This is a genomic window from Stenotrophomonas sp. Bg11-02 (assembly GCF_002836635.1).
Classification (GTDB): Bacteria; Pseudomonadota; Gammaproteobacteria; order Xanthomonadales; family Xanthomonadaceae; genus Stenotrophomonas; species Stenotrophomonas lacuserhaii.
This window is the reverse complement of the sequence record NZ_PJAY01000041.1, coordinates 35,769-50,538: the sequence shown is the minus strand read 5'-3', so window position 1 is coordinate 50,538 and position 14,770 is coordinate 35,769. Positions and strand designations below refer to the sequence as shown.

10 protein-coding genes and 2 pseudogenes are annotated in these 14,770 nt (G+C 59.7%); 5 read left to right on the top strand and 7 right to left on the bottom strand.

Annotated elements, in window-relative coordinates; genetic code table 11:
- A partial coding sequence (locus tag CXG43_RS02180; protein ID WP_101098495.1) for a copper-translocating P-type ATPase occupies positions 1–1,747 on the top strand: 1,747 nt, incomplete at its 5' end.
- A gap of 423 nt (positions 1,748–2,170) precedes the next feature.
- Here the strand turns inward: CXG43_RS02180 and CXG43_RS19615 are convergent.
- A pseudogene (locus CXG43_RS19615) lies at positions 2,171–2,275 on the bottom strand (arsenate reductase (glutaredoxin)); the annotation flags it as partial.
- 193 nt (positions 2,276–2,468) lie between these two features.
- Here CXG43_RS19615 and CXG43_RS02165 point away from each other — a divergent pair.
- A pseudogene (locus CXG43_RS02165) lies at positions 2,469–3,453 on the top strand (site-specific integrase).
- Between the two features lie 260 nt (positions 3,454–3,713).
- Here the strand turns inward: CXG43_RS02165 and CXG43_RS02160 are convergent.
- The 4 genes from CXG43_RS02160 to CXG43_RS02145 form a co-directional block, all read right to left on the bottom strand.
- Positions 3,714–5,417, bottom strand: a complete 1,704-nt coding sequence (locus CXG43_RS02160) for an ATP-dependent helicase (RefSeq protein WP_232767552.1) — start codon at positions 5,415–5,417, stop codon at positions 3,714–3,716.
- A gap of 11 nt (positions 5,418–5,428) precedes the next feature.
- Entirely contained in the window at positions 5,429–7,225 is a 1,797-nt protein-coding gene (locus CXG43_RS02155; RefSeq protein ID WP_101098490.1) for an AAA family ATPase, read from the bottom strand.
- 236 nt (positions 7,226–7,461) lie between these two features.
- Positions 7,462–8,322, bottom strand: a complete 861-nt coding sequence (locus CXG43_RS02150) for a DUF5677 domain-containing protein (protein ID WP_157825038.1) — start codon at positions 8,320–8,322, stop codon at positions 7,462–7,464.
- A gap of 113 nt (positions 8,323–8,435) precedes the next feature.
- Entirely contained in the window at positions 8,436–8,984 is a 549-nt protein-coding gene (locus tag CXG43_RS02145; RefSeq protein ID WP_157825036.1) for a hypothetical protein, read from the bottom strand.
- A gap of 376 nt (positions 8,985–9,360) precedes the next feature.
- Here CXG43_RS02145 and CXG43_RS02140 point away from each other — a divergent pair, with 376 nt between their 5' ends.
- From CXG43_RS02140 to CXG43_RS02130, 3 genes are read left to right on the top strand one after another with little or no spacing between them, the layout of a single operon-like run.
- The gene (locus tag CXG43_RS02140; protein ID WP_198551468.1) at positions 9,361–10,407 is read left to right on the top strand and encodes a hypothetical protein; all 1,047 of its coding nucleotides are present in this window, start codon (positions 9,361–9,363) and stop codon (positions 10,405–10,407) included.
- 11 nt (positions 10,408–10,418) lie between these two features.
- Positions 10,419–10,964 (top strand): non-canonical purine NTP pyrophosphatase, encoded by a 546-nt coding sequence (locus tag CXG43_RS02135; RefSeq protein ID WP_198551467.1) that lies wholly within the window; start codon positions 10,419–10,421, stop codon positions 10,962–10,964.
- Complete coding sequence (locus CXG43_RS02130) at positions 10,961–11,755, top strand: SIR2 family protein (RefSeq protein WP_101098485.1); 795 nt, start codon at positions 10,961–10,963, stop codon at positions 11,753–11,755. The genes CXG43_RS02135 and CXG43_RS02130 overlap by 4 nt, the downstream gene beginning before the upstream one ends.
- A 383-nt stretch (positions 11,756–12,138) precedes the next feature.
- Here CXG43_RS02130 and CXG43_RS02125 read toward each other — a convergent pair whose 3' ends face one another.
- Positions 12,139–14,451 (bottom strand): hypothetical protein, encoded by a 2,313-nt coding sequence (locus tag CXG43_RS02125; protein WP_101098484.1) that lies wholly within the window; start codon positions 14,449–14,451, stop codon positions 12,139–12,141.
- A gap of 4 nt (positions 14,452–14,455) precedes the next feature.
- Positions 14,456–14,767: a hypothetical protein gene (locus CXG43_RS02120; protein WP_157825034.1), complete on the bottom strand. Its 312-nt coding sequence runs from the start codon at positions 14,765–14,767 to the stop codon at positions 14,456–14,458.
- Between the last annotated feature and the right edge of the window lie 3 nt (positions 14,768–14,770).

The following is a 14,770-nucleotide window of genomic DNA, read 5'->3' as shown; positions in this document are numbered from 1 at the left end:
GCCGTCGTTTACCGAGCACGGGCGCGTCGGCGTGTATTACGAGGCGGCGGCGGTGATCGTGTCGCTGACGCTGCTCGGCCAAATGCTGGAACTGCGGGCGCGTTCGAAAACGTCCGCGGCGATCAAGGGCCTGCTTGGTCTGGCGCCCAAGGAAGCCCGGCGGGTCAACGCCGACGGCACCGAGGAAGACATCCCGCTGACCCACGTTCATGTCGGCGACCACCTGCGCGTGCGACCCGGCGAAAAGGTGCCGGTGGATGGCGAAGTGGTGGAAGGCCGCTCCAGCGTCGACGAGTCGATGCTCACGGGCGAACCGATCCCGGTCGAGAAGACCGGGGGTGACCAGGTCATCGGCGCGACCCAGAACGGCACCGGTGCGCTGGTGATCCGCGCCGCCAAGGTGGGTTCCGACACCGTGCTCTCGCAGATCGTGCAGCTGGTCGCGCAGGCGCAGCGTTCCCGCGCGCCGATGCAGCGTATGGCCGACACCGTCGCCTACTGGTTCGTGCTCGCGGTGCTGGCGATCGCGGTGGCGACGTTCTTCATCTGGGGCTTCTTCGGCCCGGAGCCGTCCTGGACCTATGCCATTCTGAACGCGGTCTCGGTGCTGATCATCGCCTGCCCGTGCGCGCTGGGCCTGGCGACGCCGATGTCGATCATGGTCGCCACAGGCCAGGCGGCACAGGTTGGCGTGCTGTTCCGGGATGCCGAAGCCATCGAGCACATGCGCCGCATCGACACCCTGATCGTCGACAAGACCGGCACACTCACCGAAGGACGCCCGGCCTTCAAGGAAGTCGTGGCCTTCGAGGGCTTCGACGCCGACCGGGTGCTGCACCTTGCGGCAAGCCTGGACCAAGGCAGCGAGCACCCGCTGGCCGATGCCATCGTGGCCGAGGCCCGACGCCGGAACTTCGAGTTCGACCGCGTGGAGGACTTCGACTCGGTGACCGGCATGGGTGTGCGCGGAACCGTAGCCGGTCATGCGCTTGCGCTGGGCAATACCGCACTCATGGACGATCTGGGCGCGGATCCCGGTGCACATGTCGACGTCGCCGAGCGTCTGCGCCGCGAGGGTGCGAGCGCCATGTTCCTCGCCGTGGACGGTCGCCTGGCGGGTCTGATCGCGGTCGCAGACCCGATCAAGGCCTCTGCCGCGGCCGCCATCAATGAGCTGCACGCCGCCGGGCTGCGCATCATCATGGCCACCGGCGACGGGCTCACCACCGCACGGGCCGTGGCCACCGAACTGGGCCTGGACGAAGTGCATGGCGAGGTCCGCCCCGAGGACAAGGCCGAGCTGGTGCAGCGCCTCAAGCGCGAGGGCCGGCGGGTGGCGATGGCGGGCGACGGCATCAACGATGCGCCCGCGCTGGCCGCGGCCGACGTCGGCATTGCCATGGGCACGGGCACCGACGTCGCGATGTCGAGCGCACAGATCACCCTGGTCAAGGGCGATCTGCGCGGCATCCTGCGCGCCCGGAAGATCTCCCAGGCCACCGTAGCCAACATGAAGCAGAACCTCACCTTCGCGTTCGTCTACAACGCGCTGGGGGTCCCGGTCGCGGCCGGGGTGCTCTATCCCGCGTTCGGGATCCTGCTGAGCCCGATGGTCGCGGCGCTCGCCATGAGCCTGAGCTCGGTATCGGTGGTGGCCAACGCGCTTCGCCTGGCCAGGTCGGCCGCAGGTCCGGCGACACCGAAGGCGACCGCGCCGGACCAGGCGCCTGGTCTGGCCCGGGGTTGATCTGGATCAGCTGCATCGAGTCCCAGTTCGCTCTGCCGGCCATAGCGAGTGCCTGGATCTCCCAGGCACGCCGGCGGCGTTTGTCGCTGCCGCCACCGACACCCGTCACGACCACCATGGCCACGGCTGCGATGCCGAGGTTCCCTCGGCGAGCAAGGCGTGTGCGGCGCACACTGCACCGAGGGTGACCTCTCGGCGGCCAGTGGGCGCACCCCTTCGATTCCGCTGATCCTTGTCGGGGCATGGTTCTCCTGGATCGCGGTCGCCGGGATTGCGGACATCGGGCCCGGCGTCACGTCCACTTGGGTGGATTCACGACCCCGGCCCGCGTCTGCCCACTGCGACACCGAGGACGGACCCGCTGCTGTGCAGGACGGCCACGGGCGCTGAGGCCGCCGCAGCGGTTCGGCTATCGCAACCGACCCCTGCCTCGTCGGTGACCTCGCTATCTTCCTTGGTGAACGGACGGATCTCCGACGGCAGGATGTCGAGCACGACCTCCGATGGCCGACACAGATGGGTACCCAGTAGCGCTTCCACCCAGAATGCAGCCCAACCCTTGATTTTCTGGGGCGGCAAGAAAGCCAGCTGCGACAGGCAGTTAGCTCGCTTTCGGCCGTTTTTTACACGAATCCCGGCCGACCCTCTCCTCCAGACCGTCCACCAGTTGGTTCCTCCCGAACAGCTGGCGCAACAGGCCGCGGACGCGGTGCGCGAGCTCATGGCGGAAGCTGCGGCCGAGAACACCACCCGCAGCTACACCACTGCCCTGCGCTACTGGGCCGGCTGGCATGCGGCACGCTACGGCATCGAGCTGGCCTTACCGGTGCCCGAAGCCACCGTGCTGCAGTTTGTGGTCGACCACGTGCAGCGCCGCTCGACTGTTGGTGAGCTGGCGTGGGAACTGCCGCCGATTGTGGACCAGGCCTTAGTGGCGGCCGGCCTGAAAGCCAAACTTGGGCCCTGGACGCTGGCCACCGTGCGGCATCGCGTTGCCGTGCTTATCCACCGCCCACCGGCTCAAACAAGCCACCAATCCCTGCGAGCAGCCGGCGATCCGCACCGTGCTCAGGCGCGCCGCGCGGGCCGCGGTCAAGCGCGGCGAGCGCCCACGCAAGAAGACAGCGATCACCCTGGCCGAGCTGGAGGCCATGTTGGCCACCTGCGACGACAGCCTGGAAGGAATTCGGGATCGCGCCCTACTCTGCTTCGGGTTTGCCAGCGGTGGGCGACGGCGCAGTGAGATCGCGGCCGCCGACCTGCGCGACCTGCGCCGGATCGGCGAGGCGGGCTACATCTACCGCCTGGAGCACAGCAAGACCCAGCAGGCCGGTGTTACCGCGAACTCGACCCCGGACAAGCCGGTGCTTGATCGGGCCGCCCTCGCGCTTCAGGATTGGCTGGACGCAGCCGGGATCACCGAGGGGGCGATCTTCCGACGGCTGTGGAAGCAGCGCGTCGGCCCTGGTCTGTCTCCGGCCGCGGTAGGCGAGATCGTCCAGCGGCGGGCGCGACTGGCCGGACTGGAGGGGGATTTTGGGGGGCACAGCCTCAGGTCGGGATTCGTGACCGAGGCCAGCCGTCAAGGAGTCTCGTTACCGGCGATCATGCAATTGACCGAACACCGGTCGGTGTCGAGTGTCATGGGGTATTTCCAGACGGGTGGCGCCACGGCTAATCCCGCCGCACGCCTTCTGGAAGACTGATCAATCACGGGTAGAGGATTTCCGCTCATTCTAGTTAGAATCCGCGCCTCGCCGGACCAGGTCGTTCATAGTAGACCGATGGAATTCGCCAAGTAGAAGTGTTCGATCTCGCCTCGAACCTAAGGTGACTGCTGTCACTGCGTGGTCATTTAGTGACGCAGTCGCTCGCCGTCAAATTTGCGAATAGGTCTTCCGACTAAGCGACTTCGTTCGGGATATTCAGGAGGTTGGATCGTTGCCTCAAAGATGCATCTCTACGGCTAGAGAAAAAGGCAGCCATCGCGCTGGGGGGTCACGATCGTCGTGCGGCGGATGGCCCGCGTAACCGCGACGCGCAGCGCCAGCCGCGACTGCGCGATGCGCCTAGCGTCTGCGTTAGCAGCCACGATGCGCCCGGAGAACGTGCCCTCGTAGATGACGACCTCATCGAACTCCTTCCCCTTGGCCTTGTGGATCGTCATCACGTGCAGCCCGCGCCACTCCTTCTGCGCGGCGACGAAATGCTCCTGGAGCAGTGCCTCGCGAAGTGCCGCCTCTGCACCTACATAGTCGCCCCGCGTCCGCCACATCTCACTGAGCGCCGTGCGCAGCGCGGAGCCCCTGTGCAGCAGGCGAAGAAAACGCGCGTCCTCGGCCACCCGGGCCACTTGGGGCGCGGTGGACGTGGCGATCAGGTATCGCATGGCAGCCCAGTCTTCCTCGGGGCTTCCTGAGAGCCTGATATCCGCGCGTTCGGCCGCGATCCTCTGGCACTCCTTGATGATGAGTTCCCTGTTCTTGCCGCGGATCTTTCCCGTCGACATGTAAGTGCCGATCGCGCCAGCGAGGTTCATCTCCGCCTGCGCAGGAGTCTTGTTGCCACCACGGCCACGGATGTGAGTGTGCAGCGTGGCTATCAGGCGTGACGCCAGCGCCGCAGTGGAGCCGCCTCCCAGCAGCACGGCGATGAAGCTTGCCGCCAACGACGGCGATTCCGCGTCCATCGCCACATCGTGCCGGAGTGCGGGCAGGCCATCCAGGTCCGAAGACAGGTACTGCGAGAACTGCAGCATGAATGCCTTTGATGGCACCAAGACGGACACCGAGGTGTTCAGCTGGTCGCGCAGGCGCCGGAGTGCGGCCAGCACCTCCGCCTTCGCCCGGAAGTGCGGGCTCTGGTTCCTGCGGAAGCCGTAGCGCACGATCTTCACGTGCGTGTACTCCTTGCCGCGGTTCCGACCAGTCAACAAATCGTTACCGAACACGGTGATATCGGTTCCGCTGCTTCGGTGGTTCTCGCCCGAGAAGTCGAAGCTCCCTGGCTGGAATACCTCGACGAATTCCCTCAAACGACGGGGATCGGCACCCCGGAATTCGTAGATGCGTTGGTCGGGGTCACCGAGCGCGATCAGGCGGCTATGTCGACCCAAGTGGCGGATCAGCGCCCACTCGTCGGCATTGGTGTCCTGGAACTCGTCGAGGATCACCGTGGGATAGGAGTCCCAGTAGATGTTCGCCAACCGGCCACTGCGCTGGAAAATCTGTGCGGCCAGCCGCGCGAATAAGTCGAAGTGCAGCCGCCCCTCCTCTTCGAATAGCCGAAACATCTCCTGCTCGCGGGCGCTGGCGTCCACATCAGCGAAGTGGGCCGCAGCCTCCGGTGGCGGCAGGAGGGTAATGGCCCTCGCGGTGTTCAATAGGTAGCCGTGGCTACGCAGGATGCCCCAGGCGAACCCGTGGTAAGTGTTGATCTCGAGATGCTTGAGCTCCTCCGGCGAGATGAGCTCCGCCGCCTTTTCGAGGATGCGCGCGACCGTCGGCCTCGCAAAGCTCAGGAATAGCACCTTCTGGCCCGGCTTCAACGCTCCGCTGGCAACCTGCTGCTGGGCTTTGATCAGCGCCACGTGGGTCTTACCGGCGCCCGGGCCGGCAAGAGCCAATGCGTGTCCTGGGTAGGCCAGGAACGCGAGCTTCTGCGGACTCAAGACCATGGGCTTCAGGCCGCGGTGGGTTCGACGGAAAGTGCAGGTGGCTCTGGGGGCGGAGGCTCAATGACGCGGAATATGCCGTGCAAGCATTGGGCGATGTATTCAGGCATCTCTTGCCAACCCGTGCAACACGCCAGCAGATCAGCCGCCTGGCCGCTACCTTTGCCCCAGGCGAAGTATTCCGACAGCGCATTCGTCAGCGTGGCCAGATCGGACTCTGCACTCGGCCTCACGGGAATCAGGTGCTGAGGCCAGTCACCGTCTGCTACCACGCCCAGCGCATAGCGCCTGATCGCCTTCTCGTTGGTCCCCTTCAGCACCAGCGACTCGAACCCCTTCATGTGCGATTCGTACGGGTAGTCGACGGCAGCACGGATGAGGGCAAGCTGTGCCTCGTCCTGCTTGTCGAAAACCGCGAAGACGGTCTTGCCCAGAGCCCTGAAGAAGTTGCCAAGCGGCGCGACCTGGGAGTCCGTCTTGGCATCGATGACCGCCACACCAAGCGCCTCGAGCGACTTGAAATATTGTGGATCGGTCTGGCTGAGCGTGCGCGCGGCCGCCGGCAGCGCGTCGAACTCCGTGCGTCCCTCGACGATGAGAACGTACTTGGCGAGCAGTGCCTCGCAGAAGCGCGCCCGGAACTCCGCCTTGTAGGCCTTCGGCTTGATCGTTGGAGGCAGGCTTGCGGAAACGGAGGTCAGCACGCCGCTCGCGCGCTTGAGCACCTTGATCTGCGCTGGCTCGAACTCCTCGAGTACGTACGGGGAGTGCGATGTGAAGAGGGCCTGCGCCGACTTCTCGCGCACGCTGTTGACGATGCGCTTCTGAGTGTGCGGAGGCAGTGCTGTCTCGGGCTCCTCCATGGCGAAGATGACGTTCTGCTTGAGCTCGGCGATGATGGACAGCAGCGCGAGCACCAGCGTATTTATGGTACCCGTGCCCTGATGGTGATACGGAGCCGCGTAGGTGCTGCCATCCGGGCGCTTCGCGCCTGTGCCCATGAAGACCGTCAGCGTACGGCGCAGGGTTTCGCGCGTGAGGTCCGAGACGCGCATGTGCGGATCCTCTGCCCAGTCAGACGGGACGAACTTCTTGATCGAGGCCTGCACTGCGGCCAGCAGCGCGGTGACGCCGAGCTCGGGCTTCTCGGCGACAGGCAGGATGCGCAGCGAACGCAACAGCTCCTCCCACATTTTGAGGCGCGATTCCTGAAGGCGCAGGATCACGTCGAGTAGTGAGCCACGCTCCAGGCTGAGCGCGCGCGAGCCGGTGCGCACAGTTCGCAGGTAGAGGAAGCCGCACTTGCGCTTGTCGGAGGCACGGAACGTCTGGTATTCACCGGAGCCAATTGGGGCGGGCAGCGCGAAGAAAGTGTTGCCAAGGAAGTCGTCTTCCTCCGCGTCGTAGGCGCCACGGAAGAAGACGCGCAGTGCGGGGTCGATGCCGGCGGCGTCGGTGGCCTCGACCGGCGGGCCGGCCAACAGCGTCTTAGCGTTCGTGTCCCACCATTCCAGGTGTTCGCGGAAGTGCCGGAGTTGCTCATCATTGAGGTCGGCGACGATGACCTCGACTGACAGCGGGATCGGCAGCTCTTCGGCACTGAGGTACTGGCCCGCATAGAAGTCGTGCTCGTCCACAACCGGCCGCCGGGAGAGCCGCTCTGGGCCCAGCACGAGGTCAATCGCCTCAAGTAGCGTAGATTTGCCTGCGTTGTTGTCGCCAACGAGCACGCTGTGTCCATCGAAGTGAACTGTGCCCTCCGCGATCCCTCGGAAGTTCGCAATCCTGACCTGAACGATCTTCATGGAACCCCCCGTGTGACTCGTTAGTGCGGCCACCTACTTAAATACGCGCTCTGCCGCTATGGTGCAAGAGGTCGACCGCCTCCTTCGCCAGGACTGCACTGCAATGGCGCTCTTTTGCAGCTAACATCAGCTGCAGAAAGATACCTTTAAGAGCGCGCTATGAATGGCCGCTTCGGACCGAAAATAGCCTTTACCTAGCCCCGATAAATCTTCCTAATTCACTTTCTATCTGCGGCTTACTTCAATCGATTTCTCTCAGGGCCAGGGCTAAACTTGGAATTTACACCTTGCCGTACCTGCGCTACATCGGGAAAGACGTCCACCATGCTGTCAGTCGCCATCTCCAAGATCCCGGCGCAGATGTGCATTGCAGTCGTCAAATAGCTTCGATCGCTATCGTTATCCAAGCCAGTGCCGCGGCCATTCGCCTCCATACGGTAAAAAGAAATGGGGTGAATATGGGAGTGCTGCGACCACAGATCCCATAATACGTCGAATTGCAGCTTCTCCATTCCCACAAGTTCCACTAATTGGGCCCGGTCCATGAACCAAGCTTTCTTGCCCGATAGGCACTGCGCTTGGACGGGTTGCGCCAGTCGCTGATAGAACGGAATGGTCTCCAATCGGGTGATAAGTTCACTTCGCTGCTTCTCAAGCCCTTTCCGCTGCTCTTCACTATCTGAAAACATCTTCAATCGACTGCAGCAGTCGTTGAGTTGGAGTAGCGTCACCCGAGCTCTGCTCTCCTCCAATTCCTCGTTGACCGGTGACATGAGGTAGTGGAAGTAGAGATTTCCTTCAAGTAACGCTCTGGCATGGCAAGCTAGGGCATGAAATCCCCACTGCTCATGGTCGCTTTCAAACCAACGGGAGAGTGGCACGGCACGTATGGCGGCGGTTCCGTGAGCGCACATGCGGGCGAAGACGTACGTGGCGTATCCCACGCAGGGGGCCGCAGCCCTTCCGGTTTGCGCTTGTCCGACGGCTAGGGCTTCGCACACAGCCTCGTCAAGGCAGTCCAGTGCCGCCTCATAGTCTTCCCGCGTGGGTGACCCCATTTGATTCAGTCGTCGAACGAGAGCTTCAGCTTTACTCATACATCGCCTCAAGTACGAGATGCCATTTTAGCTAGCACATTTGTGCATTTATACGCACGCTCAGTAAATGCGTGTCGGTAAATGGCTGCTTCTTGGATGAAGCCTAGGCCCGCTTACGGCGATGCCCGGACGAGAAGCACAAGGCTAGAAACGCCTGCGACTATAGGAAAGACAAACTCAATGACAACACGAGCCCAAGAGATTGGCCCTACAACTCTTTCGAGCATTGAGTAACGACCCACGTGGCCAGCGTTACGCCACATGGCTCCAACGCGCCGCTCAATCTCGGCCAGCTCTTCCCTATCCTCATCTGTAAGTGATCGGCTCTCAAGCATTGATTTGCGAACATTGTCGTAGCCTTGCGACTCTTCCTCCCACGCCTTTGCTGAGAAAGACATGCGCCAAGCGGCAAAGTCTGCAGCAGCGGTAACCGCGAACGACAATAGAAGAAACGCAACGACTAAGCCGAGAACCCAGAGCATTGAGCCACGGTCGGTCTGCGAGAACTCGATGCCCAATGCAGTAATTTTCGCGGGAATGAGGCCCGTAGTTGAGATGAATATGGCGATCACGCTTGCAATCAAAAGCGATTTTCGCACCGATCGAGTGTGTGGTGAAAGGGGGTCTGATATACTGATGACGCTTACTTCGAATGCACTCACTAACCGCCTCCAGCGAGAATTGCCAAGTAGCCGGAACTCTGGGGACGGTTACCTGATTTATAGACAGGCCACCGGATGGTGGATGCCCCTCAATACGGCTAGATCTTAAGGTGGCTGCGGACGGCGCACAAGCCTACGCACAAGCTAAAGGACGGCATGCACTGCGCGAGTGTCTGACGTAAGTAGAAGCTCAAACAACCCGTCGATTGGTGGCCGGTCGCTGTCTTCTCGTACCCCCGATAAATCCTCATAATCTCCCCCTCCGGCCTTGGAGTCCTCGCTTTGCTAAAGGCGGGCAGGTCACCGCCAATCTAGCGTTCTCTTCATATTAATGCATGATTGTTTCGTACGCAGTATCCAAATTCGGTAAACGCGCTTGAAGAAGCCTAAGTATGATGTTATAGCGACCCTTGGCAGAACTGATATCAGAACGGTAGAGTGGGCAGAAGAGTCGGCAGCCAGCTCGTTCAAACGTGGTGAGCTTCACGTTCATATGAATGGTGCAATTCCTGCCTCGACAATCCGAGAAATACTCGACGATGAGGGGACTATCCTGCCTGAGGGTTTCAATTTCCGGCGAGACATGGCACGGCTGACGCCTTGCAGTTCACTGGCAGAGTACCTAACACCTTGGAAGATCCTTCGTCTCTTCCCCAAGAAGCGCGAGAACCTTGATCGCCTGAGCTACTCGGTCTTCGGCAGCCTCGCTCAAAACCAAGTGGACTTTGTCGAACCGCGCAGCAGCTTGTTGTATCTGGCGACGCTTCAGCAGTGTTCGCCGGCCCAAGCGCTAGAACGCCTCATCGAGTCGACCGGAGAGGCTGCACATCACCACGGCATCCGCCGCGGCCTGATCCTCACCGTGACCCGTGGAGAGTACGGGGCCGTTAATCTCGCCAAGCTCCTGCAGGCATTCGAGGACCTCGGCCGGCCGAAGGATGTGGTGGGGCTGGACTTGGCTGGCGACGAGGAGGTGTCCTACCCCACAGAGCTGCCGTCCATGTTCCGCGATGCCAAGAATCGCTTGGGGCTGGGCATCACTATCCACGCAGGCGAGACGGGTCGTGCAGAGAACGTGCGATCCGCCGTCGAGGTGTTCGACGCTGATCGCATTGGCCACGGGACTGCCGCCGGCAAAGATCCTAGCCTGTTGGAGCTGCTGGCAGATCGAGGCATTTGTGTCGAGGTCTGCCCGATCAGCAATCGGCTCACGGGGGCGGTGCCCCCGAACGAAGCCCATCCGATTCAAGAGTTTCGGCGCCACGGTGTGCCTTTTGTCATCTGCTCTGACAACCCGGCCATCCACCAGAACGGCCTGGCTGAAGACCAAGCTGCGGCGATGGCTGAGGGCTTGTCGATTTGCGAAATGCAGCTTCAATACGGTATCGCCAAAAAGTACTCATTCATAGAGGGGCTGATTTGAAGATCCGGTTCATGTCTAGCAACAAGCACAAGATTGATGAGGTCCAGCGCATTCTTGCTCCCGTGGGCATTGACATCATTGCGGTGCCCCAGAAGATCCAGGAGCTGCAGACCGAAGACGTCTACGCTTTGGTCGAGGACAAGTTGATCAAGGCCTTTGAGGCCATCGGCCGCCCGCTATTCGTCGAGCACACAGGCCTATACCTGAGCGGGCTCAACGGGCTGCCTGCAGGCTTGACCCAGATCTTTTGGGACCGGCTGAAAGCGGACCGCTTCGCCAGCCTCGTGGCGAGTCTGGGCGACATCAAGGTTACCGCCAAGACAGTGCTCGGTTATTGCGATGGCCACAAGATGCATTTATTCGAAGGCGCCATCGAAGGAACTGTGCCGAAAACGCCTGTCGGACCACATGACTTCCAGTGGGACTGTGTCTTCACTCCCAACGGCTTTAGCCAGACCTTCGCTGAAATGGGGTCGGCCAAGGACAGTATCTCCATGCGCCGCATCGCGCTGGACAAGTTTGCGGATCACCTAAAAGGTGCGATGGGCACGAAATGAAAGAAGAACTCCTCAAGGCACACCGCAACGGCAGGCTGATGCTATTCGTGGGCGCAGGTGTGTCGGCAAACCTCGGGTTGCCGGACTGGAATGCACTGATCGGACGCATTGCCGAAGAGCTGGATTACGACCCGAAGATCTTTGCGACCTATGGGACGCCCTTGGCGCTCGCGGAGTTCTACAAGAAGAGAATGGGCGGCTTAGGTGCGCTGCGCAGCTGGATGGACCGTGAGTGGCATAACGTCAGCACAGATATCACTAAGTCCGATATCCACCGCCTGATCGCCCAAGGCAACTTCCCCAAAATCTATACGACCAACTACGATCGCTGGCTCGAGAGCGCCCATGACGCCCTCGGCGTGAAGTATGACAAGATCAAGAGCGTCGCCGATCTGGTGAAGCTTACAGAAGGTCGCCGCCAGATCATAAAGCTGCATGGTGACTTCGACTTGGAAGAATCAATCGTTCTCGACGAGACCAGCTATTTCAAGCGTTTGAACTTCGACACTCCGCTGGACATCAAGCTACGGGCCGATGTACTCGGCAGTTCGGTGCTTTTCATTGGCTACAGCTTGAACGACATCAACATCCGGCTACTATTTTATCGACTGACGGAGATGTGGGGCAGTTCAAACTTTGCCACCGCGAGGCCAAAGTCTTATGTCTTCACGAGTCGCCCCAACCCGGTGGCCGAAGAAGTCCTAAGACATTGGGGCATCGAGATGATTGTCTCTGAGGAGCATGATCCCGGAAAGGCGCTCACAGAATTTCTTCAACAACTGACGACCTGACCGCAAGCGAGCATTACATCTCCTGTCGTCTGCAGTACTGGCGATCCATTGGGCAAACCAGTGCCCGCGTGCTCAAAGATAACTCAGGAGCTGCCAAACCACGCGACAGTCTTGTGCGCCTGATTCGAGCTCGGTTAGGGATTTGGAGAACACTACAGTCAATCGGTCTCGCCTCAATCCGGAGCATGAACGACTGCCCCTAGGAGCTGATCGGATTCGTCGACACCGGACATCTGATTTGGATCGGCGCCCCCTTCCTACCCCCGATAAACATCCCATATCGACTACAGCACCTGGATCAATGAATTCTAGCGACGTCCGGCACCCTCGGGCCGGCGGCGACGATCTCTCGATCGCTGATCGTCGCCCTCGCCTTTATCTGCCTATTCACTCAGATTCGCTCGACCCTTAGTTTTAAGTGCTAATGCAAAAACTTCAAAATCGCCATTTGCAGTTTCAAGGGCACTATACACATCAGTCATCGGCGTTAGGAGCTTAAAGCGTCGCTGGACTCCTTGGCCCGTCCAGGGAATCTCGCCGATCACTCCGTCTGCAATCAAGCGCGGCAGGACGTCGTCAAACAATACAGAACTCAACACGCGGCCAGCCTTAAGCTTAAGCACAGAGGCGTCCACATAGGTTCGTCTCGTGAACGCGCGGAAAAATCTGTCAGCTGCTCTTGTTCTCTCGTCGGTGGCTCTAATCTCGCCGTGGACTTCGGAATCTTGGCCTTCGAAAACCACCCCGTGTTCACGGAGGTGCTGAGAGATGGCGCGGGGATCGAATGACTGAACATCGTCCCCTGGGATAGCCAGCGAAGCTATCCTGCAATCTTCCATGCGAATCCCGCGGAGATCCGAATCACCATCAAGTTCCAGTCGCTCGAAGTCACAGTCGACAAAGCGCACATCATCCATGTTGGCCCCATCAATTCCCGTCGGCTGCAATTCACAGGAAAGGAATGACACATTCGAAAGGCTGCGACCCTCCAGGCTTGCAGCTGAAAGTATTAGCCGCTCCAGCTGGATAGGATTGTTTACGGAGCTCGCCACCTCCGCGATCCGGATCAATAGAGCACTGCAATTCTGTTTGCTAAAGGTAAAGCCTGTCTCCTGACCGTTAATCGACGCAAGCATGTCAATGATTAATGTCAAGTTGACTCCATTACGCTCCAGATATTGCACCGCCTGTTCCACAGTAGCGTGAGGCAAAGTATTAACCTGAAGAAACGTCCTGACCTCTACCGGCCTTTCCCCTGATAACAAAAGACCTAGACTTTCACCCAAATAGAATGCCTGGAAGTCCTCGTGATCAAATGACAGCCCCATTCCACGAAGACTGTTCGCCGAAAGTAGAGAGTGCTGCCGAATCCGCTCCTTCACTTGGCGAGTAACATGGGCAGGCTTGCCCTTGCTCTCTGTGAACAAATCTACAAGCACGTCTACTACGTCGTACCGAAGCGCCCCCACGGACGCCTGCCACATCTCCTGCGCCAAGCTTGCAAGAAGGGCGTGATGTTCCTGCTTCGTGAGAAGTGGTTCACGAACTTCGCCTGCAACTAGTGCGAGCCACTTTTGACTGGCTTCGCGCTGCACGATTGTGTCAACGAAAGTGTAGAAATAGTCATGAGGGTTGGAGCCGAGCTTTGCAGCCAGCTGGTTCCTATCCTCTTCACTCTCGGCCACGTCAAACAGCCTGCTGACCAACACGGCTCGGGTCAGGAGCGGGTGATCAGCGTCGAGTCGCGCGGCAACTGTCTCATAAATTGCTGCCGGATCCGTCACGCCGCGAAGCTCTCCATATTGGCAGAACAGATCCTTATCCCAGCGCTGTAGCTGTAGTCGACCGAACACGGCTGAACGATCTCCAATCGCGTCTAGCAGGCGCGCCTGAGTACGGAAACTCAAGTACTCAAAGAAGGCCTTGCGTGCCGCAATTATCACGGACCCAGAGCTCTGTAGGGACTGAACTAAATTTCCCAGGGCCGAGACTGCTTCCCCTTTCGACCCCTCAACTAGCATCTCTTCATATCCATCAAACGCGGGCACAATCGCACCGAGCTTGACCAGGTGTAGAAATGCATCGTAGTAGTAATAGCCGAAGCGCAATTGATTAGACAGGGCGGCGATCACCGCATCATCGAAAGTTAAGAATGATCGCCCGCTCAGCGGGATGGGCACAATTAGACTTGATACTTTCTTATCTTTAAATCGTTGAGCTTGGTCAAGCGCAACGCGCTTGATCAACGTAGTCTTGCCCTCGCCAGCGTCGGAAGTTAAGTAGAGGATAGATGTGGCACCAGGCGTTGCCGAGGTTGCAGCGTCAACGAGAGCTTCGTTAGCATTTTCACGGCGCTCATCAGTTACGCTCTCATTGGTGCCCGCCAGATCGCCTGTGTATAGCGCCTTTGGTGCGACAAACGGGCGTAATCCATCGCCTAGCGGTGAAGCACGCCCCGAGCTAATGATTCGATCGGCCAGCTGCGGGAGCCTCGCGACTCTTTGGATAATCCAAGGTCGCCAGTGAAGTTTTATGCCATTTTCCTCAACGATGATACTTTGGTTCTCATCAAAAGATAGATTTGCCTCAATGATGTCGTCGCGAATTTGAGCGGTGATCTTTCCCGAGCGAACATCCACATCGGCAGGCTCATCTGCGAAAGAAGTCAGTATTTGCTTCAGCTGAGCAATGTCCATGGCTTTAGATTGAAATCTCTCTGTAGTAGCTCGAAATGTCAGGGTGCAACATATTCTTTAGGTTCGAAGCAGTGACGATCTTCGGCGTGGCGTGGACTTGGGTAACTGCGCAGCCCCCCTTTATCGCCAACAGAATTCCCGGCCATATGTCTGCGTCTGAGCTAACAACGACCACATCATCATGCTTGTCCACGAAAGTAATGTGGGCCAAATCGGCCACCATCAACGTGTCTACCATTTTTTGCTCGTCGCGCACCAGAACATCTTTTGCAGTGATCGCACAAGCTCCTTCGCTACACGGAGTGTTGTGACGCAAGTC